This window comes from Streptomyces sp. B6B3 (assembly GCF_039871525.1).
In the GTDB taxonomy this organism is placed as follows: Bacteria; Actinomycetota; Actinomycetes; order Streptomycetales; family Streptomycetaceae; genus Streptomyces.
On sequence record NZ_JBDPLU010000013.1, the window covers coordinates 208,368 to 226,999 of the forward strand.

Sequence of the window (18,632 nt, forward strand, 5' to 3'; positions counted from 1 at the left end):
TCAGGAGCTCTCGTAGATCCGGTTGACCTGCTCCTCGGCGTCGGCGAGCAGGGCCGCGACGTCGGAGTCGCGTTCGGTCAGCACCGCCTGCATGACGGTGTCGAGGACGGCGTAGACCTCCTGGGCCTGCGGCGGCTCGATCCTCCCGGGGATCTCGGTGGCCGCGTCCATGAACGGACGCACGTGGTCGACCGGGACGTTGGCGTGCTCCTCCTTGAGCGCCTCCACGTCGTCGCGGATCTGGCCCTCGGCCCAGATGTCGGGGGTGGGCGGCATGGGCAGCCCCACCGGCAGGTCGTCGGCCGCGTAGTCCTGGATGCGGCGCTCGATCTCGCCCGGGTTCACGAACCGCCACTGCAACCAGGTGAGGGCGGCCTCGATCTGTTCCTCCGAGGCGTTGGCGTTGATCATGTAGCCCTCGCCGCCGATCAGCGTGGCCCGGCCGTCGGGTATCGGGCCGAGGCCGAGGTTCTCGTAGCTGCCCTCGTACTGCCGGACCAGGGTGGGCAGGTTGTCGGGCGCGGCCACGTACATCCCGAGCTGGCCCGCGCCCATCTGCACCATCAGGTCCTCACAGGAACGGAGCTGGTCGCTGCCCATGGAGTCGTCCTCCCAGCGCATGGCCTGCAGCGTCTCCAGCAGCTCCCGGGTGGTGTCGTTGTCGAACGCGGCGCGCCAGCCGTCGCCGTCGGGCTCCGCGATCCGGCCGCCCGTGGAGTAGACCTCGGCGGTCAGGTGCCAGCCACCGGTGTTGTCGATGGTGCACTCCCCGTAGCCGTTGACCCCGCCGCCCAGCTCGGCGATGGCGTCGGCGGCGGTGCGCACCTCCGCCCAGGTGGTGGGGGGCGCGTCGGGGTCCAGTCCGGCCTGTTCGAAGAGGTCCCGGTTGTAGAGCAGGCCCATCGAGTAGTTGGCGGTGGGGATGCCGTACTGCCGGCCCTCCTCGTCCTGGAAGACCTCGTGCAGTTCGGGGCGCACCTCGGCGAACTCCGGGTGGTCCGCGAGGTGGTCGGTGATGTCCGCGGCGTAGCCCTGCTCGATGATCTGGGCCGGGTCGGTGAAGTAGACGTAGAAGACGTCCTCCAGCTCGCCGCCGGCGACCCGGGTGTTGAACGTCTCCGGGTCCATGAAGCCCTCGTGCGGAACGATGTCGATGTCCGGATGGGCGTCCTCGAAGGCCGCGATCTCGGCGTTGAACACCCGCAGCTCGCGCTGGTCCGTGCCCGGCGGCTGACCGTTGATGTGGAGCTCGACCCTGCCGTCGTCGCCGCCCTCGTCCTCGGCCGAACAGCCGGTCAGGGCGAGACCGAGGACGGCGCCGGCGACGAGGGAGCGGCGGGCACGCCGGTATGCGGTGGGAGACATCGAGGGCCCCTTCGTGAGCATGGCCTGGAAGTGGGCACACTCAACCACCGATTGCAGGGTCCCGCAATATCCTGCGCGCTGATTGCAAAAAAACTACTGGCTGCTGTCGGCTTCCTCTCGCGGTTCCCGTGGCGCCTGCCCGGTGGACTCCCGGACCACCAGCTCCGGCTCGAACAGCAGCTCCTCCCTGGACACGTCCCGGCCGCCGAACTGCGCCACCAGCACCTCCACGGCGGCCCGACCCATCGCCTCGATGGGCTGCCGGACGGTGCTCAGCGGTGGACTGGTGCAGGTCATCAGGGCGGAGTCGTCGTAGCCCACCACCGAGAAGTCCCCGGGCACCGACAGGCCACGGCGCTTGGCCGCCCGCACCGCGCCGAGCGCTATCACGTCGCTGGCGCAGATGACGCCGGTGACGCCGCGTTCGAGCAGCGTGCTGGTGGCCGCCTGCCCGCCCTCCAGCGTGTACATGGCGCGGGCCACCCGGTCCTCCGGCAGTTCGGCGCCGCCGGCCCGGGCGGCGGCCTGGGCGGCCGCCAGCTTGCGCCGCGAGGGCATGTGGTCCCGCGGGCCCAGCACCAGGCCGATCCGCTCGTGGCCGAGCGAGGCGAGGTGGCGCCAGGCCTGCTCCACGGCGACCGCGTCGTCGCAGGAGACGCCGGGGAACCCGAGCCCGGGCACCGAGGCGTTGATCAGCACCACGGGCAGCCGGCGTTCGGCAAGCACCCGGTAGTGCTCGTGCGAGGCGTCCGCCTGCGCGTAGAGGCCGCCGGCGAAGACCACACCGGACACCTGCTGCTGGAGCAGCAGGTCCACGTAGTCCGTCTCCTGGATGCCGCCCGGGGTCTGGGTGCAGAGCACCGGCACCAGGCCGCGCTGGGCCAGCACGCCGCCGAGCACCTCGGCGAAGGCGGGGAAGATGGGATTGGACAGCTCGGGCACCACCAGGCCGACCAGCCGGCCGCGCTCGCCGCGCAGCTGGGTCGGCCGCTCGTAGCCGAGCACGTCGAGGGCGGTGAGCACGGCCTGGCGGGTCGCCTCGGAGACCCCGGGCTTGCCGTTGAGAACCCGGCTGACCGTGGCCTCGCTGACCCCCACCTTCTGCGCTACCTCGGCAAGTCGTCGTGTCATACACGCAAGACTAGCGCAAGCGACGCAAGCCGCTTGCGTGGGCCCCGGTCGGGCGTCCGGCCGGGGCCCACCGGCTCAGGTGTCGATGCGGGACCGGTCCAGGCTGGCGGCCGAGTTGGCGATGAACTCCCGGCGCGGCGCGACCTCGTTGCCCATCAGCAGGCTGAACGCCTCCTCGGCGGCCTCCAGGTCGCTGATGTTGATCCGACGCAGCGTGCGGTAGCGCGGGTCCATGGTGGTCTCGGCCAGTTGGTCGGCGTCCATCTCGCCGAGCCCCTTGTAGCGCTGGATGGAGTCCTTGTACCGCACCCCGCGCTGCCCGAGGTCCTGCAGGGTCTCGCGCAGCTCGTTGTCCGAGTACGTGTAGAGGTACCGGTCCTGGCCCTTGCGCGGGTTGCTCAGCTCGATGCGGTGCAGCGGCGGCACGGCCGAGAACACGCGGCCCTGCTCGACCATGGGGCGCATGTAGCGCTGGAACAGCGTGAGCAGCAGGCACCGGATGTGGGCCCCGTCCACGTCGGCGTCGGCCAGGAAGATGACCTTGCCGTAGCGCGCCTGGTCGATGTCGAACGTGCGCCCCGAACCAGCTCCTATCACCTGGATGATCGCGCTGCACTCGGCGTTCTTCAGCATGTCGGAGACCGACGACTTCTGGACGTTGAGGATCTTGCCGCGGATCGGCAGCAGCGCCTGGAACTCGGAGTTCCGCGCCAGCTTCGCCGTGCCCAGCGCGCTGTCGCCCTCGACGATGAACAACTCGCTGCGGTCGACGTCGTCACTGCGGCAGTCGGCGAGCTTGGCCGGCAGCGCCGACGACTCCAGCGCGGTCTTCCGCCGCTGGGCCTCCTTGTGCTGGCGGGCGGCGATCCGGGTGCGGGCCGCGGCGACGACCTTCTCCAGCACCGCACGGGCCTGCTGCTTGGCGTCCCGCTTGGTGGACGTCAGGAAGGTCTTCAGCTCCTTCGCCACCACCTGGGAGACGATGCGAGCCGCCGCGGCGGTGCCCAGCACCTCCTTGGTCTGGCCCTCGAACTGCGGCTCCGCCAGGCGCACGGTGACCACCGCGGTCAGGCCCTCGAGCACGTCGTCCTTGGCCACGTCGTCCTCGGCCACCCGCAGCAGCTTGGAGGCGCGCAGCACGTCGTTGACGGTGGTGCGCAGCGCCCGCTCGAAGCCGGCGACGTGGGTGCCGCCCTTGGGGGTGGCGATGATGTTCACGAACGAGCGGAGCGTGCTCTCGTAGCCGACGCCCCAACGCAGCGCGACGTCCACCTCCAGGTCGCGCCTGACCTCGGTGGGGATCATGTGGCCGCGGTCGTCAAGGACCGGGACGGTCTCCTTGAAGGAGCCCTGGCCGGCCAGCCGCAGCACGTCGCAGACGGGCCTGTCGGGCGCCAGGTACTCGCAGAACTCGCTGATGCCCCCGTCGTAGCGGAAGACCTCCTCGGCCGGCTCCGCGCCGTCCTGGGCCCGCTCGTCGCGCACCACGATGGACAGCCCGGGCACCAGGAAGGCCGTCTGCCGGGCGCGCGCGTGCAGGGTCTCCAGGGCGAGCCTGGCGTCCTTCAGGAAGATCTGCCGGTCCGCCCAGTAGCGCACCCGGGTGCCGGTGCGGGTCTTCGGGATCTTGCGGGTCTTGATCAGACCGCCCGACGGGTCGAACGGGGCGTCGGGGCCCGACTCGGTGAAGATGCCGGGAGTGCCGCGGCGGAAGCTGATCCGGTGGGTCCGGCCGCCGCGGTCCACCTCAACGTCCATGCGGGCGGAGAGCGCGTTCACCACGGAGGCGCCGACACCGTGCAGGCCGCCGGAGGCCGCGTACGAGCCCCCGCCGAACTTTCCGCCGGCATGCAGCTTGGTCATCACGACCTCGACCCCGGACAGGCCGGTCTTGGGCTCGATGTCGACCGGGATGCCGCGGCCGTTGTCCCTCACCTCGACCGAGCCGTCGTCGTGCAGCAGGATCTCGATGTGGTCGCCGTGCCCGGCCAGCGCCTCGTCCACGGCGTTGTCGATGATCTCCCACAGGCAGTGCATCAGGCCGCGGCTGTCCGTGGAGCCGATGTACATGCCGGGGCGCTTCCGCACCGCCTCCAGTCCTTCCAGAACCAGAAGGTGCCGCGCGGTGTAGTTGCCTCCGGCGTCTGAGCCGGTGAGCAGTGCGGTCGGTGGCACGGAGGTGTCGGCGGTCACGCAGTTCGCTCCTCGCTGAATTCTGTTCTGGCGGCGGCGCCGGGTGGCGGGGCGCCGCTCAGAGGGTACCGAGGCTGTGTAGAGCCGTTGTGCAGGCACCCAGAGACTATCCAGACTAGCTCAGGTTCGTTCATGTGTTCGATAAATCACGGGCCTGACGCGTACATCACGTTCCCTTCGAGGCATGAACCATTTAAGCTCCGGGCACGTCCTCCTGAACGAAGGCGGAACCCCATACGCCCAAGGGGGAAGCCGGACGACGCAGGACGAGCCCAATCCATCCGACCAGTCCGACCCAGCAAGCACACCCACCACCTACGGCCCATTCGCCCCACCCGGCAGCGACCAGCCACTCGATCGGATTTTTTCGGACGAGAAGCCACGAGCGGGAACGTTTTCGGCCTGGTTGGATGTTGTCCCTGGTACGACAGCTCGTCGAGCTAGAGAAGAGGCGACGTGACTACTGTTCTGACCCCCGCGACTCCGCTGACGGCCGGGGACCGCTGCGACCGCTGTGGTGCCCAGGCGTACCTGCGCGTGGTCCTCACCACGGGTGGGGAGCTGCTGTTCTGCGCCCACCACGGCCGCAAGTTCCAGCCGGAGCTCAAGAAGATCGCCGCGGAGATACAGGACGAGACGGAGAAGCTCACCGCGACTCCCGGCACCGCGCGCGACGACGAACGCTGACCAGACGCGACGCGACGTGACAGCACGTGCGCGTCGCCTCAGACGGGCCACCACAGACGGGCCTGGAGCCGCTCCGCACACCGGCGGAGTCCCGGCCAGGAAAGCCGGCGACGGGCGGCTACCCCTCGATCATCAGGGGTAGCCGCCCGTTCCTCGTTTCGCCGTCCGGACCGGGCCGCCCGCCGCGGCTCAGTCCAGGTAGTCCCGGAGCACCTGCGAGCGGGACGGGTGGCGCAGCTTCGACATGGTCTTCGACTCGATCTGCCGGATGCGCTCCCGGGTCACCCCGTACACCTTGCCGATCTCGTCCAGCGTCTTCGGCTGGCCGTCGGTCAGCCCGAACCGCATCGAGACGACGCCCGCCTCGCGCTCGCTCAGGGTGTCGAGCACCGAGTGCAGCTGCTCCTGCAGCAGCGTGAAGCTCACCGCGTCGGCCGGCACGACGGCCTCGGAGTCCTCGATCAGGTCACCGAACTCGCTGTCGCCGTCCTCGCCGAGCGGCGTGTGCAGCGAGATGGGCTCGCGGCCGTACTTCTGGACCTCGACGACCTTCTCCGGGGTCATGTCGAGCTCCTTGGCCAGCTCCTCCGGGGTCGGCTCGCGGCCGAGGTCCTGGAGCATCTGGCGCTGGACGCGGGCCAGCTTGTTGATCACCTCGACCATGTGGACCGGGATGCGGATGGTCCGCGCCTGGTCGGCCATGGCCCGGGTGATCGCCTGGCGGATCCACCAGGTCGCGTACGTCGAGAACTTGTAACCCTTGGTGTAGTCGAACTTCTCGACGGCCCGGATGAGGCCGAGGTTGCCCTCCTGGATCAGGTCGAGGAAGAGCATGCCGCGACCCGTGTACCGCTTGGCGAGCGACACCACGAGCCGGAGGTTGGCCTCCAGCAGGTGGTTCTTCGCGCGGCGGCCGTCCTCGGAGATGATCTCCAGCTCGCGCCGGAGCTTGGGGGCGATCTTGTCCGAGCTGGCCAGCTTGTCCTCGGCGAACAGGCCCGCCTCGATGCGCTTGGCCAGCTCCACCTCCTGCTCGGCGTTGAGCAGCGGGACCTTGCCGATCTGCTTGAGGTAGTCCTTGACCGGGTCGGCGGTCGCGCCGGCGGCGGCCACCTGCTGGGCGGGGGCGTCGTCCTCGTCCTCGTCGGAGAGCACGAAGCCCTCGTTCTCGGGCTTGCCGGCCTCCGGGCCCTCGGGGCCGCCCTCGCCGCGGGGACCGCGCTCCGGCTCCGGCGGGCCGTCGTCGGCACCGTCGAGGAGCTCGTCGCCGATCTCCTTCCCGGGCTCGGCCTGCTTGCCGGGGGCCTTCTCCGCGGTCTTCCTCGTGGCGGGTCTCTTCGCGGTGGTGGTCTTCTTGGCGGCCGCCTTCTTCGCGGGTGCCTTCTTGGCGGCCTTCTTGGCGGCGGCCTTCTTCGCCCCGGGCTTGCTCACGCTGCCACCCGCCGTCTCGACGCTGCCGAGGTCCGCGGCCGGCCCTTCGGGGCCGGTCGGAGCCTTACTGGCGGAGGTGGCCTGCGCGGCAACCGTCTTGGTCGCGGTGCGCTTGGCCGTCGACTTCGCGGCGACACTCTTCCGGGTGCGCTTGGGCGCCTCGGCGGCACTCACCATCAGCGTCACGCCCTCCTCGTCGAGGATCTGGTTGAGGCTGCGCAGAACGTTCTTCCACTGGGTTGATGGGATCTGGTCAGCCTCGAAGGCCCGGCGCACGTCATCGCCGGCGATCTGCCCCTCAGCCTTTCCCCGTTCGATGAGCGCCATTACAGAATTGGACTCGGCGATCTCCGCAGGGAGAGTACGGGAAGTGCTGGCCGACACGAACAACCTCTCGGAACTCTGGGAACGGCTTGGGCCCGCCAAGGGAAGCGGACCGTGACCACCGGCAGGGGTGAGCCAGCGGCGTCGGCGGAGCGGGTCCGGACTCCTGGTCCGGCCACCGCGGCCACCTCTTGAATCATCGCGCTGCTTCCCGAAGCGTTACGCAACATTCGCGTGTCCCGAGTCACACCGCACGCTCGACTGTAGCGGGCCGGAGCGCATGCGTCGCCGGAGCCCTGCCCGGACCGGCTCCGGCGACGCGCCGTTAACGTGCCGTGCCGTTCAGTGCTCGCGCGGGGCGGGAACGACGTGGTCCGCGCCCGCGGCGGCGGTCCCGCCGGCGGCCGTGCCGGCCGCCTCGGACGGCGCCAGCAGCTGTCGCATGACGGTCTCGGCGGTGATCGGCTCGCCGGAGCCCATGGCGTCCACGATGCGCTGGTGCAGGGCGATCGAGGCCTCGGTGGGCTGCTCGCACGCGGAGAGCGCGCCACCGGAGACCTGCAGGGCCGAGGCGACGATGCCGGAGAGGTGCTCCAGCATGCGGTTGCCGGCGGCCTGGAGGAGCAGCGCGTGGAACTCGCCGTCGGCCCGCGAGAAGGTGAGGGCGTCGCCCTGGCCGAGCGCGTGCGTCATGATGTCGACCATGTCGCCGAGGCGCTGCCGGATCTCCTCGCGACCGTCGGCCGCCGCCAGGCGCGCGGCGAGCGGCTCGATGGTCAGGCGCAGCTCGCACAGCTCGCGACGCTGGTCCTCGCGCTGCGGTCCGAACGCGCGCCATTCGATGATGTCGGGATCCAGCAGGTTCCAGTCGCCCACGGGGCGGACCCGGGTGCCCACGTTGGGCCGGGCGCTGACGAGGCCCTTGGCCTCGAGGACGCGGAGCGACTCCCGGACGACGGTGCGGGAGACCTCGAAGCGCTGACCGATCTCCTCGGGGACCAGCGGGCGGTCGGCGCCCAGATCGCCGGAGACGATCATCTGGCCGAGCTGTTGGACGAGCTGACCGTGCAGACCCCGCCCGCGGTTGCCCGCGGCCCGGCGGCCGACCCGGCTCATGTCGGGCTCCGCACTGTCCCACGCGGGAGCGTTGGTGGTGCGGGCCGCGCCGGAGGATTCGGCGTAGGAATAGCGGTCAAGCTCGCCGGAGCCGGAGGAGCCGGACTCGGCGGAGCGTGTGGCGGTCATCATGGAGTGCGCAAGCGTAGTCACGCCTCCTTTGTCGGCGGGGGCAGAAGGCACCTTGAGGTCTTTGGTGAAAAGCACACGAAAGGGTGATCGGCGACTCCCGCATAATTGACGTCTAACCGGACGGAAATGGACTTCTCGCAGGCAAGGCCGAGGCAGGGGAGGGTAGTCGGGGGGCACGCCGGGCTCACCGCAGGCCGCCCCGCAGGCCGACGAGGGCGTATCCGCAGAGCAGCACGCCGAGCGAGAGCGCCAGCGCCCAGCCGACCGGCTGCGATGCCAGCTGCACCGACGCGGACACCCAACGGTCCACTCCGGACGGGAAGGGAAGCTCGGCCGGTGCGGGCAGCCGGCCGGGGAGTGCGTCGAACACGCGACCGACCGGCCCTTCGACCAGGATCCGCAGGACCGGGGCGAGCAGCAGCGGCACCGCGGCGACGGCGACCAGACCCGCCAGGGTCGAGCGGAAGAGTCCGGCGGCCAGCAACCCGGCCCAGGCACAGCCCACGGACAGCGCGGCCACGGCCTGCAGGGCGGAGCCCCACGAGGCGTCGGCCGGCCGGGCGGGTCCGAACAACAGGGAGACCGCAGCCGAGTTGAGGGTGACGGCCACGCAGCAGAGCGCCAGTGCGACGGCCCCGGAAACGAGCACCTTGCCGGCCAGCAGCGACAGCCGCCGGGGCACCGCCACCCGGTCGGGGGCGAGCGCGGGATACCGGAACTCCTGGCCGAAGGAGAGCGCGCCGAGCATCCCGGCGGCGAGCGCCACCGGCGGCAGCGGCAGGTGGTGGGGCCAGCCGGCGAGGGCCCGCTCGCCGGACCGCGCGTCGAGGGCCGACAGCACGACCGCGGCCACCACCCCGGCGACGAGGGCGACCGCCTCGATCCACCAGGTGCTGCGCAGCCCGGACCAGCGGCGCAGCTCGTAGCGCAACGGCCAGCTCGGGCTGGGCGGCGGGAGCGCGGGCAGCCGGGGTGGCAGCGCCGCCGCGACCGGCCGGCGCGCCGGTGCCGCGCGGCCGGCCGAGGCGGCGGAGACGCCCGACGGGATCCGGACGGCCGAACTCGGCGCGATCCGGGGACCGGGCTGGGTGGCGGGGGCGCCCGCCCCGGCCGCGGAGGTCGCGGCGGCGGCCGCGCACGAGGACGGAGCCGGAGTGGGGGTCGGGGCGTCCGGGACGCTCGGGGACGGCGCCGTGGGCGACGTCGCCGGGGTCGAGTGGGCCGCGGTCGAGGGTGGGGTGGACGCGGGGAACCGAGCCGGCTGCGGCGGCGACGCGGTCGGCGTGGCGGAGGCGGTCGCGCCGGCGGCGGGGGCCGGGCCGGCCGAGGTGACGGCCACGGTCGGGGCGCCCGACGCCATCCGGGTGGCCGGCACGTGGGTGGCGATGGCGGGCGCGGGGACCCGCTCCGCGTCCCGGCCGTCGGCGCGCCGCAGCGGGCCGGCCGGCGAACGGTCGCCGGCCGGGCCGACCGCGTTGGCCAGGCCGTGCACCACGACCCGGTTCCGGTAGGCCACCTCCCCCACGGCGGCGCAGTCGCTGCCGAAGACCGCGAGGCTGCTGCCGGCCTCCCTGACCACCTCCACGGCGGGCCCGCGCGCCGTGGTCGGCCGGCACTCCCGGGCGAGCGCCGCGGCGAGCCGGTCGGCGTGCGGGGTGCGGACCACCACCCGCGGCCGCAGCCGGGTGCGGGAGTAGTCCGCGATCGTCTGGTCCGCGACCAGCCGTCCGCCGTCGAGGCTGACCACCCGGTCGGCGAAGCCCGCCGTGGCCTTCTCGTCGCGCGAGGTCACCAGGACCGTGCCGCCCTGGTCCGCGTAGCCGCGGAGCAGGCCGTGGACCCAGGCGGCCTCGCGCGGGGACAGGCCCCTGGTGGGTTCGTCGAGCACCAGCGTGTGCGGATCGCCGAGCAGTGCGACCGCCAGCCCCAGCCTGCGGTCCATGCCTCGGGAGAAGGCCCCGAGCCGTTGGTCCGCGAGGCCGCTCAGCCCGACCACCTCCAGCACGTCGCCGGCACGGGCCGCGGGCACGCCGGCCACCGCGGCCAGCATCCGCAGATGGCTCCGCGCGGTGCGTCGTGGATGCGCCGGCACGTCGCCGAGCAGCGTCCCGATCTCCCGGGCGGGGTGGGGCACCCGGGACAGCGGCCGGCCGCGAAAGAGCGCGACCCCGCGCCCCGGTTCGAGTTGGAGCATCAGCCGCAGCGCTGCGGTCTTGCCGGCGCCCGCAGGGCCGAGCAGTGCGGTGACGTCGCCCGGACGCGCCTCGAAGGTGAGGTCGTCGACGGCGAAGGGCTCGCCGCGTCGGAGCGTGCTGGTGAGTCCGATGGCCTGGATCATCGATTCTCCCGCTGACGGTGGACGCTCACACGATAACGGGACATATCGGATTTTCCAGTCGACGCCTCGCGGCGTCCGCGCCTATACCTCCGGCCGCAGCATCGGCGGGTTGAGCTCGGTGGCCCCGCCGGCCCGGAACAGCTGGGCGGGCCGGCCCCCCTGACGGGTCGTCGTGCCGCCGAGCGGCACCAGGAAGCCCGGGGTGCCGGTCACCTTGCGGTGGAAGTTCCGCGGGTCGAGCGCCACCCCCCACACCGCCTCGTACACCCGGCGCAGCTCGCCCACCGTGAACTCCGCCGGACAGAAGGCGGTGGCCAGGGAGGAGTACTCGATCTTGGAGCGGGCCCGCTCCACCCCGTCGGTGAGGACCCTCGCGTGGTCGAAGGCCAGCCGGTCGGCGGCGGCGCCATCGGCGCCGACCAGCAGACGGGACACCGGCGTCCACCGCGCGCCGCCCGCGTCACCGCCGGGCGTGGGCGCGGGCAGGTCGGGGGCGAGCACCAGATGGGCGACGCTGACCACCCGCATCCGTGGGTCCCGGTCCGGGTCCCCGTAGGTGGCGAGCTGCTCCAGGTGGGCCCCCGTCGGCCCGCTGTCCGCGTCGTGCACCCGGAGCCCCGTCTCCTCCGCCAACTCCCGTGCCGCGGCGGACGACAGGTCCTCGTCGGCGCGCACGAACCCGCCCGGCAACGCCCACTCCCCCTGGAAGGGCTCCTCGCCCCGACGCACCGTGAGCGCGCACAGGGCATCCCGACGGACGGTGAGCACGACCAGATCGACGGTGACGGCGAACGGCGGGAAGTCCGACGGGTCGTAGGGCATGCCGTGATCATAGGGTGCCGGGAGACCGCCATCAGAGCGTTCTGGCGGCCCGCTGCTGCCGCATGCAGCGGCGCAACGGCTCCGGATCCAGTCCCTCGTTGAGCGCCTGGTGCAGCAGGGTGGCGAAGACATACTCCGGGTCGGCCTCCAGGGCGAGGCCGAGCGCCACCCGGGCGCCGGTCTCGTCCCCCGAGGACCAGGACACCCAGCCGGCCAGGGTGAGCGGGGCCGCCGCGTGCTCCCGGTACGCGGCAACGCAGCGACGGGCCAGCGCGCGCCACAGCCGCAGGGCCACGGGTGCCTCGCCGCCCTCCATCCACTCGGCGGCGCGGTCCCGCGCCTCCCGGTCCTGGAGTCCCAGCACGAGGCGCGCGGCGTCCTCCGCGGTGAGCAGGGCGTCGTCGCGGGCGTCCGCCGCCGCCTCGTCGGGGCGCTCCGGCGGCGGCTCCTCGCGGAGCCGGCCCAGCAGCAGCTCGGCCAGGTCCAGCGTCTGGTCACGCGCCGCCTCGCCGGCCGCGGGCGAGCCGAGCAGGCGCGGGACCAGCCGCGCCGCCGTCCGGTCCAGGGCCCGGGCCTGCCGGCTGGCGACCGGCTCGCCGAGCGGTGCGAACCGCCGTCGCAGCTGCCCGAGCGAGCCCTGGACGCGCAGGCCCGCGTAGGCGGCGGCCGCGGCCATCGGCGAGGTGCCCGCCCGGGGCAGCTCGCCACCCTCGCCGGAACAGCACGCACCGTCCGGACAGCAGTACGACCAGTAGTGAGTCCGGGAGAGATAGAGCGCCTCGAACACGGGGACGTCGAGTGCGCCGCAGGCGGTGCGCAGGCGCTGCGCCAAGGGCCGCAGCCGCTCCATCACGGCCCTGGCCGAGCCGCCGTCGCGCGGCTCCTGGCAGAGATAGAGGACCGCGGCGTCGGGCTTGCCGCCACGGGCCCGGCTCCCCTCGACGAGACAGGAGGCGAGCTGCTCGGCCGCCTCGGTCCAGCTGCCCGGATCCTCCGGGATACCCGTGCGGATCCGGCCGCCCAGCCGGCCGCGGGCGCCGTGCAGGCCGATCAGCACCACGGAGTCGTCCGGGTGATACCCCAGCAGATACGGCAGGGCGTCGGCGAGGTCGGCCGGGCCGCGCAGGGTGACGCGGTGGTCGACGAGGGTCAGGTCTCGTGCGGTGTCGCTGTGTCGAGTCATGCCACGACGGTGCCGTGGGCGAGCCACCCCGTGAACTGACTTGTCCACAGACATCGTCGATGATCATATTCTTCACATTTAAGACGGTTCATCCACAGCCCGGTTGGCGAAAACCGCCGCCGGTCGGCTTGCATGGGGGGATGCGAGAGCCTGACGCGGGCCACGCCCCGCCGTCCGACGAGGAGCGAGCGCGCCTGCGCGCCGAGGCCGACGCGGTGCTCGCCCGGCTCGTCGGTGACCAAAGCGGAGCCGCCAGGCTCCGGGAGGACCAGTGGCGGGCCGTCGAGGCACTGGTCGCCGAGCGACGCCGGGCCCTGGTCGTGCAGCGCACCGGCTGGGGCAAGTCCGCGGTGTACTTCGTGGCCACCGCGCTGCTCAGGGAGCGGGGCAGCGGGCCGACGGTGATCGTCTCCCCGCTGCTCGCGCTCATGCGCAACCAGATCGAGGCGGCCCGACGCGCCGGCATCCGCGCCCACACGATCAACTCGGCCAACACCGAGGAGTGGCGGGCGGTCAGCGACGACGTCGCGGCCGGCGCCGTGGACGTGCTCCTCATCAGCCCCGAGCGGCTGAACAGCCTCGACTTCCGCGACGAGGTGCTGCCCCGGCTGGCGGAGACGACGGGACTGCTGGTGGTGGACGAGGCGCACTGCGTCTCGGACTGGGGTCACGACTTCCGCCCGGACTACCGCCGGCTGCGCACCATGCTCGCGCGGCTGCCGGCCGGGGTGCCCGTGCTCGCCACCACCGCGACGGCGAACGCGCGGGTCACGGCCGACGTTGCCGAGCAGTTGGGCACGGGCGGGGACGCAGCCGAGGCCCTGGTGCTGCGCGGGCCGCTGGACCGGGACAGCCTGCGGCTGTCCGTGCTGCGCCTGCCGGGCGCGGCGGAGCGGCTGGCCTGGCTCGACTCCCATCTCGACCAGCTGCCGGGGTCCGGCATCATCTACACCCTGACGGTGGCCGCGGCCGAGGAGGTGGCGAGCTATCTCGGCGACCGGGGTCACGTGGTGGCCGCATACACCGGACGCACGGAGAACGCGGACCGCGAGGCGGCGGAGGCCGACCTCCTGGCGAACAAGGTGAAGGCGCTGGTCGCCACCTCGGCGCTCGGCATGGGCTTCGACAAGCCGGACCTCGGGTTCGTGGTGCACGTCGGCTCGCCCTCCTCCCCCATCGCCTACTACCAGCAGATCGGCCGTGCCGGCCGGGGCGTCGCGCACGCCGAGGTGCTGCTGCTCCCGGGCCCGGAGGACGAGGCGATCTGGAGATACTTCGCGTCGCTCGCCTTTCCTCCCGAGGAGCAGGTGCGGCAGACGCTTCGGGCACTGACCGAGGCGGGCCGGCCGCTGTCCCTCCCCGCGTTGGAGCCGCTGGTCGAACTGCGCCGCACCCGACTGGAGATGATGCTCAAGGTGCTCGACGTGGACGGCGCCGTGCGACGCGAGCGGGGCGGCTGGGCGGCCACCGGCGCCGGCTGGGAGTACGACGCCGAGCGGTACGCGCGGGTGGCCCGGCAGCGGGCGGCGGAGCAGCAGGCCATGCGGGACTACCTCAGCACCGACCAGTGCCGGATGGAGTTCCTGCGCCGGCAGCTCGACGACCCCGAGGCGACTCCCTGCGGGCGGTGCGACATCTGCGCGGGTGGCCGGTTCGAGTCGCGGGTGGCGGACGCTTCCCTCGCCGCGGCCCGCCGGGAGCTCGACCGTCCCGGCGTCACGGTGGAGCCACGCCGCATGTGGCCCACCGGGCTGGCGGCGATCGGGGTCGAGCTCAAGGGCCGGATCCCGGCCGGGGAGCAGGCCGCGCCGGGCCGGGCGCTGGGGCGCCTCTCCGACCTGGGCTGGGGGAATCGGCTGCGCCCCCTGCTGGCCGCGGGCGGGACCGACGGCCCGGTGCCCGACGACGTGCTGCGGGCGCTGGTCACGGTGGTCGCCGAGTGGAGCACCGCCCCTGGCGGCTGGGCCTCGGGAGGGCCGGACGCGCTGCGCCGTCCGGTCGGTGTGGTCACCGTCGGCTCGCGGAGCCGGCCGCGGCTGGTCGCCTCGCTCGGCGAGCGGATCGCCGCCATCGGTCGGCTGCCGCTGCTGGGGACGCTGCCGCCGGCGGACCGGAGCGCGCCGGCGGGCCGGAGCAACGGCGCCCAGCGGGTCCGGGCGCTGCACGACTCGCTGACGCTGCCCGAGCCGCTGGCCGAGGCGGTGCGGGCCGCCGTGGGACCGCTCCTGCTGGTCGACGACGTCACCGAGTCCGGCTGGACCCTGGCCATGGCGGCCCGGCTGCTGCGCCGCGCGGGCGCCGGGGAGGTACTGCCGCTGGTGCTCGCGGTGCAGGGCTGACAGGGCGTCGGCCCGGACGGCCGGGGCGGCGGGGGTCGGGCGGGAGCGCTCAGAAGATGCCGAGCTGTTCCGCGTCGTCCTCGGCCGCGACGCCGCCGGCCCCGCCCCGCGGCGGCAGCCTGAGGTGCCGCCACCGCGGCAGCCCGTCCAGATACGCCCAGGACAGCCGGTGGTGCGGTGTGGGACCCCATTCGGCGAGCGCCGCCTGGTGTACGGGCGACGGATAGCCCGCATTGCTGTCGAAGCCGAACTGCGGGTGGTCCGGGGCCAGTTCGGCGAGCATCGCATCGCGCCTGACCTTGGCGAGCACCGAGGCGGCGGCGACCGAGACGCACGACTGGTCGCCCTTGATCACCGTCCGGACCCGCCACGGACCGCCCAGGTAGTCGTACTTGCCGTCGAGAATCACCGCGTCGGGTGGCTCCGGCAGCCCCTGCAGCGCGCGCACCGCGGCCAAGCGCAGCGCGGCGGTCATGCCGAGCGCGTCGATCTCCTGCGGCGAGGCGTGCCCGATCGAGTGAGCCGTCACCCAGCCCGTGAGCACCTCGGCGAGCGCCGTCCGGCGCAGCGGCGTCAGCAGCTTCGAGTCGGTCAGCCCGTCGGGCGGGCGGCGCAGTCCCGTGACGGCGGCGCACACCGTGACCGGACCGGCCCAGGCGCCCCGGCCGACCTCGTCGATCCCGGCGACCAGCCGCGCGCCGGTCGTCGCGCGAATCGACCGCTCGGTCCGGTGAGTAGGAGGCTCGTAGGGCATGACACTCTCCACCCTACGCCGGGCACCGCCGGCCGGAAACGCCACCCCGACGGTCAACGGGCGTCGTTGCCGGTGCGCTCGTAGCGGCCGACGAAGGTGCTCGACGCCGGGGCGCCCCAGTCCTCGAACGGCCGCTCCGGCGTGTGCCAGTGCTCGAACGGACGGTCGAGGTGGTAAAGGCCGTCGCCGCCGAGCAGCAGCTCCCTGGTCTCGCCGTTGCCCGGGTTCGACAGCGACTCGAACTCGGCGACCGTCCAGTGCAGCCAGCGCATGCAGAACAGCCGCATCGTCAGCCCGTGCGTCACCAGCAGCACGTTCGGCGGGTGGTCGGGCTTCTCGAAGCTGCGCCACAGGCTCTCCAGGAAGGCGCCGACCCGGTCGTAGACGTCCGCCCCCGACTCGCCCTGGGCGAAGCGGTAGAAGAAGTGCCCGTAGGCGTCGCGGGACCGCTTCTGCCGGAGCACGTCGGCGCGGTCCTGCCAGTTCCCCCAGTCCTGCTCGCGCAGCCGCGGCTCCTCCCGAACCCGCACCAGAGACGGGTCGAGGCCCAGCGCGTTGAACGTCTGGTGGGTGCGCACGTACGGGGAGACGTAGGCGGAGACCCGCTCCCGCCCGAAGACCTCGTGCAGCCGCTCCCCCGCGAGCCTCGCCTGCCGGCGGCCCTTCTCGGTCAGCGCCAGCGCGTGGTCGGGGACCCGCTCGTACACCGAGTCGTCGTGGTTCCCCTGTGACTCCCCGTGCCGGAGAAGGACGATGCGTCGCGGTCGTGCCATGTGACCAGCGTAGTTCGGTGGTGGAGCGTGGCGGGGCCGATCACACCGTCCAGGACGACTCCATGTCGATCACGTCGCCGGCGATCGCCGCCACGTCGGCGCCCGTCTGCGCCCGCAGCGCCAGCCGTTCGACGCGCTCGGTGCGGTACTTGGCCCGTTCGGCCGACGAGTTCCACATGGAGAGCACCAGGAACTCGCTCTCCGGCTCGGCCTCGGCGAAGACCCCGCGCAACATCCCGGGCGAGCCGGCCATCGCCGGGTTCCACACCTTCTCCTGCATCAGCGCGAAGTGCTCGGCGCGCTCCCTGTGCACCCGGCAGTGCGCCACCCGCAGCAGGTCGGCGTCCGCGAACTGGGGCTGGAAGCCCATCTTCACGTCGAAGCGGTACTGGAAGAGCCGCACCCGCATCTCCTGGTAGGTGCCGGCCTGGGAGGCTGCGAGGCGGTCGTGGGAGCGAGCCATGAAGGAGTCGTAGAAGGCGCGACTCTCCCAGAAGCCAAAGAGGTGCATCACCCCCGGACGGGTCCGACTCCAGCCCCCGCCCTGCCCCCGGAACCCGGGTTCGCCGAGCAGGCCCGCCCACTTGCGCTGTCCGCGCTCGAAGCCGGCTCGGTCCACCACGGTGCAGCGCATCCACTTGACCAGCACCGCGCCATCGTACGGCCAACCGGGGTAGCGCAAGCGCGGCCGGGTGGTCAGGCGGCGGTGCGGCTCTCCTCCGCGAGGAACTCCTCGAAGGTGACCCGGCCCACCGCGTGCTCCGGTGCCAGCAGCGCGCCCTGCCGAACCTCGCGGAACGATCGGCCAGGCAGTCGCAGCGGCACGACGGCGCGGCGCCGGTGGTCCGCCGCCAGCACCGCCCTGACCAGGCCCGCCGCCTCGCGGACCTCGGGACCGCCCAGGTCGGGAACGCGGCCCGCCGGCGCGCCGGTCACCAGCTCCGCAATCCGCTCGCCCACCTCCCGGGCCGCCACCGGTTGGATGCTGACGCCGCCGCCCGGGGCCAGCGCCACCGGGAGCCAGCGCTGGGCGCGCGTCATCTCGAGCACCAGCTCGTGGAACTGCGTCGCCCGCAGCAGCGTCCAGGGCAGGCCCGACTCCTCGACGATCCGCTCGCACTCACGTTTGACCCGGTAGTACGGGAAACCCGGGACCCGGTCGATGCCCACGATCGAGACGAAGACCAGATGGGGCCGGCCCGCCCGCCGTGCCGCCTCGACCAGCCGCCGCGTCGCCGCGACGTCGTGACGCCCCCGCGTGGTGGCGCAGTGCGCGATCGCGCGGACGCCGTCCAGCGCCGCGTCGAGCCCGCGCCCGGTCCGCAGGTCACCGCGCCGCCACTTGGTCGGCGTGCGATCGCTCGCCGGCCGGCCGTGCCTGCTGAACACCCGCACGTCGTGCTCGTCCTCCAGCAGCCGCCACACCACGTGGTGGCCCAGGGCGCCCGTGCCGCCGGTGACCAGGATGCCGCTGTCCACGGTCTGCCTCCCTTCCGGGCCCCTGTGCCGCTTCTGCCACGGTAACGGCATGATCGGCGCATGGCAGAGCACGCGTTCGACGTCACCGCCTTCCTGGCCCAGCCGCTGACCGCGCGCGTGGCCACCAACGGACCGACCGTGCGACCCACGTGGTTCCTCTGGGAGGACGAGGCCTTCTGGATCTTGTCGGGACCGTGGGGCCGGCTCCACGACCGGGTCCGCGCGGATCCGGCGATCGCCCTGGTCGTCGACGTCTGCGACGTCTCGACGGGGCTGGTCAGGCAGGTCATCGCCCGCGGGCGGGCGGAGATCCTGCCGTTCGACGTGGCACGCGGACACCGGAAGCTCAGCCGATACCTCGGCGCGGACGAGCGGACGTGGGACGACCGCTTCCGGCGCTACCTGCACGACGATCCCGCCGAACGGGGGACGGTCTGGCTCCGGCTGCGCCCGAGCTCGCTGCGCACCCAGGACCTGAGCTACAGCGTGTGACCGCTCCCCCACCGCCGGCACCACACGACCGGCCGCCCGCCGGCGTCGTGACGACGCGGGCGGACGGCCGGTG

The 18,632-nt window shown here is 73.0% G+C and carries 15 protein-coding genes; 3 read left to right on the forward strand and 12 right to left on the reverse strand.

All coding sequences use genetic code 11. The features are described from left to right. The 3 genes from ABGB06_RS25435 to ABGB06_RS25445 all read right to left on the reverse strand — a co-directional run bounded on the left by ABGB06_RS25435 (nucleotide 1) and on the right by ABGB06_RS25445 (nucleotide 4,689). Entirely contained in the window at nucleotides 1–1,365 is a 1,365-nt protein-coding gene (locus tag ABGB06_RS25435) for an extracellular solute-binding protein (protein ID WP_347593294.1), read from the reverse strand. A gap of 93 nt (nucleotides 1,366–1,458) precedes the next feature. After that, nucleotides 1,459–2,496 (reverse strand): LacI family DNA-binding transcriptional regulator, encoded by a 1,038-nt coding sequence (locus ABGB06_RS25440; RefSeq protein ID WP_347593296.1) that lies wholly within the window; start codon nucleotides 2,494–2,496, stop codon nucleotides 1,459–1,461. Between the two features lie 75 nt (nucleotides 2,497–2,571). Next, nucleotides 2,572–4,689, reverse strand: a complete 2,118-nt coding sequence (locus ABGB06_RS25445) for a DNA topoisomerase IV subunit B (protein ID WP_347593298.1) — start codon at nucleotides 4,687–4,689, stop codon at nucleotides 2,572–2,574. 456 nt (nucleotides 4,690–5,145) lie between these two features. Between ABGB06_RS25445 and ABGB06_RS25450 the strand changes: the two genes are divergently transcribed. Continuing rightward, the gene (locus tag ABGB06_RS25450) at nucleotides 5,146–5,376 is read left to right on the forward strand and encodes a hypothetical protein (protein WP_347593300.1); all 231 of its coding nucleotides are present in this window, start codon (nucleotides 5,146–5,148) and stop codon (nucleotides 5,374–5,376) included. A 189-nt stretch (nucleotides 5,377–5,565) separates the two neighbouring features. Here the strand turns inward: ABGB06_RS25450 and ABGB06_RS25455 are convergent, their stop codons facing one another. The 5 genes from ABGB06_RS25455 to ABGB06_RS25475 all read right to left on the reverse strand — a co-directional run bounded on the left by ABGB06_RS25455 (nucleotide 5,566) and on the right by ABGB06_RS25475 (nucleotide 12,722). Further along, nucleotides 5,566–7,197 carry an RNA polymerase sigma factor gene (locus ABGB06_RS25455; RefSeq protein WP_347593302.1) on the reverse strand — a complete coding sequence of 544 codons (1,632 nt, stop codon included), beginning with the start codon at nucleotides 7,195–7,197 and terminating at the stop codon, nucleotides 5,566–5,568. A gap of 276 nt (nucleotides 7,198–7,473) precedes the next feature. Further along, complete coding sequence (locus ABGB06_RS25460; RefSeq protein ID WP_347593304.1) at nucleotides 7,474–8,454, reverse strand: FadR/GntR family transcriptional regulator; 981 nt, start codon at nucleotides 8,452–8,454, stop codon at nucleotides 7,474–7,476. 109 nt (nucleotides 8,455–8,563) lie between these two features. Beyond that, nucleotides 8,564–10,717: an ATP-binding cassette domain-containing protein gene (locus ABGB06_RS25465; RefSeq protein WP_347593306.1), complete on the reverse strand. Its 2,154-nt coding sequence runs from the start codon at nucleotides 10,715–10,717 to the stop codon at nucleotides 8,564–8,566. 81 nt (nucleotides 10,718–10,798) lie between these two features. Further along, complete coding sequence (locus tag ABGB06_RS25470; RefSeq protein ID WP_347593308.1) at nucleotides 10,799–11,539, reverse strand: NUDIX domain-containing protein; 741 nt, start codon at nucleotides 11,537–11,539, stop codon at nucleotides 10,799–10,801. Nucleotides 11,540–11,570: 31 nt separating this feature from the next. Next, nucleotides 11,571–12,722, reverse strand: a complete 1,152-nt coding sequence (locus tag ABGB06_RS25475) for a DUF4192 domain-containing protein (protein WP_347593310.1) — start codon at nucleotides 12,720–12,722, stop codon at nucleotides 11,571–11,573. 140 nt (nucleotides 12,723–12,862) lie between these two features. Here ABGB06_RS25475 and ABGB06_RS25480 point away from each other — a divergent pair, with 140 nt between their 5' ends. Continuing rightward, nucleotides 12,863–15,061, forward strand: a complete 2,199-nt coding sequence (locus ABGB06_RS25480; RefSeq protein ID WP_347593312.1) for a RecQ family ATP-dependent DNA helicase — start codon at nucleotides 12,863–12,865, stop codon at nucleotides 15,059–15,061. Between the two features lie 49 nt (nucleotides 15,062–15,110). Here ABGB06_RS25480 and ABGB06_RS25485 read toward each other — a convergent pair whose 3' ends face one another. Genes ABGB06_RS25485 through ABGB06_RS25500 form a run of 4 tightly spaced genes read right to left on the reverse strand, consistent with a single transcriptional unit; the run spans nucleotide 15,111 to nucleotide 18,067 of the window. Then, nucleotides 15,111–15,815, reverse strand: coding sequence for a ribonuclease HII (locus ABGB06_RS25485; protein ID WP_347593314.1), 705 nt, complete (start codon nucleotides 15,813–15,815; stop codon nucleotides 15,111–15,113). Between the two features lie 53 nt (nucleotides 15,816–15,868). Then, nucleotides 15,869–16,588 carry a histidine phosphatase family protein gene (locus tag ABGB06_RS25490; protein ID WP_347593316.1) on the reverse strand — a complete coding sequence of 240 codons (720 nt, stop codon included), beginning with the start codon at nucleotides 16,586–16,588 and terminating at the stop codon, nucleotides 15,869–15,871. Between the two features lie 40 nt (nucleotides 16,589–16,628). Continuing rightward, on the reverse strand, nucleotides 16,629–17,237 hold the full coding sequence (locus ABGB06_RS25495) for a YdbC family protein (protein ID WP_347593318.1): 609 nt from the start codon (nucleotides 17,235–17,237) through the stop codon (nucleotides 16,629–16,631). Nucleotides 17,238–17,284: 47 nt separating this feature from the next. After that, entirely contained in the window at nucleotides 17,285–18,067 is a 783-nt protein-coding gene (locus ABGB06_RS25500; protein WP_347593320.1) for an NAD(P)H-binding protein, read from the reverse strand. Nucleotides 18,068–18,127: 60 nt separating this feature from the next. On the opposite strand from ABGB06_RS25500, the gene ABGB06_RS25505 reads away from it, so the two are divergent. Next, on the forward strand, nucleotides 18,128–18,559 hold the full coding sequence (locus ABGB06_RS25505) for a pyridoxamine 5'-phosphate oxidase family protein (protein ID WP_347593322.1): 432 nt from the start codon (nucleotides 18,128–18,130) through the stop codon (nucleotides 18,557–18,559). The last annotated feature ends 73 nt before the right edge of the window (nucleotides 18,560–18,632 follow it).

Bases quoted from the DNA above. Each gene is read 5' to 3' on its own strand.
- ABGB06_RS25470 (WP_347593308.1), bottom strand. From the start codon at position 11,539: ATGCCCTACGACCCGTCGGACTTCCCGCCGTTCGCCGTCACCGTCGAT.
- ABGB06_RS25485 (WP_347593314.1), bottom strand. From the start codon at position 15,815: ATGCCCTACGAGCCTCCTACTCACCGGACCGAGCGGTCGATTCGCGCG.
- ABGB06_RS25490 (WP_347593316.1), bottom strand. From the start codon at position 16,588: ATGGCACGACCGCGACGCATCGTCCTTCTCCGGCACGGGGAGTCACAG.
- ABGB06_RS25475 (WP_347593310.1), bottom strand. From the start codon at position 12,722: ATGACTCGACACAGCGACACCGCACGAGACCTGACCCTCGTCGACCAC.
- ABGB06_RS25465 (WP_347593306.1), bottom strand. From the start codon at position 10,717: ATGATCCAGGCCATCGGACTCACCAGCACGCTCCGACGCGGCGAGCCC.
- ABGB06_RS25480 (WP_347593312.1), top strand. From the start codon at position 12,863: ATGCGAGAGCCTGACGCGGGCCACGCCCCGCCGTCCGACGAGGAGCGA.
- ABGB06_RS25435 (WP_347593294.1), bottom strand. From the start codon at position 1,365: ATGTCTCCCACCGCATACCGGCGTGCCCGCCGCTCCCTCGTCGCCGGC.
- ABGB06_RS25505 (WP_347593322.1), top strand. From the start codon at position 18,128: ATGGCAGAGCACGCGTTCGACGTCACCGCCTTCCTGGCCCAGCCGCTG.
- ABGB06_RS25440 (WP_347593296.1), bottom strand. From the start codon at position 2,496: ATGACACGACGACTTGCCGAGGTAGCGCAGAAGGTGGGGGTCAGCGAG.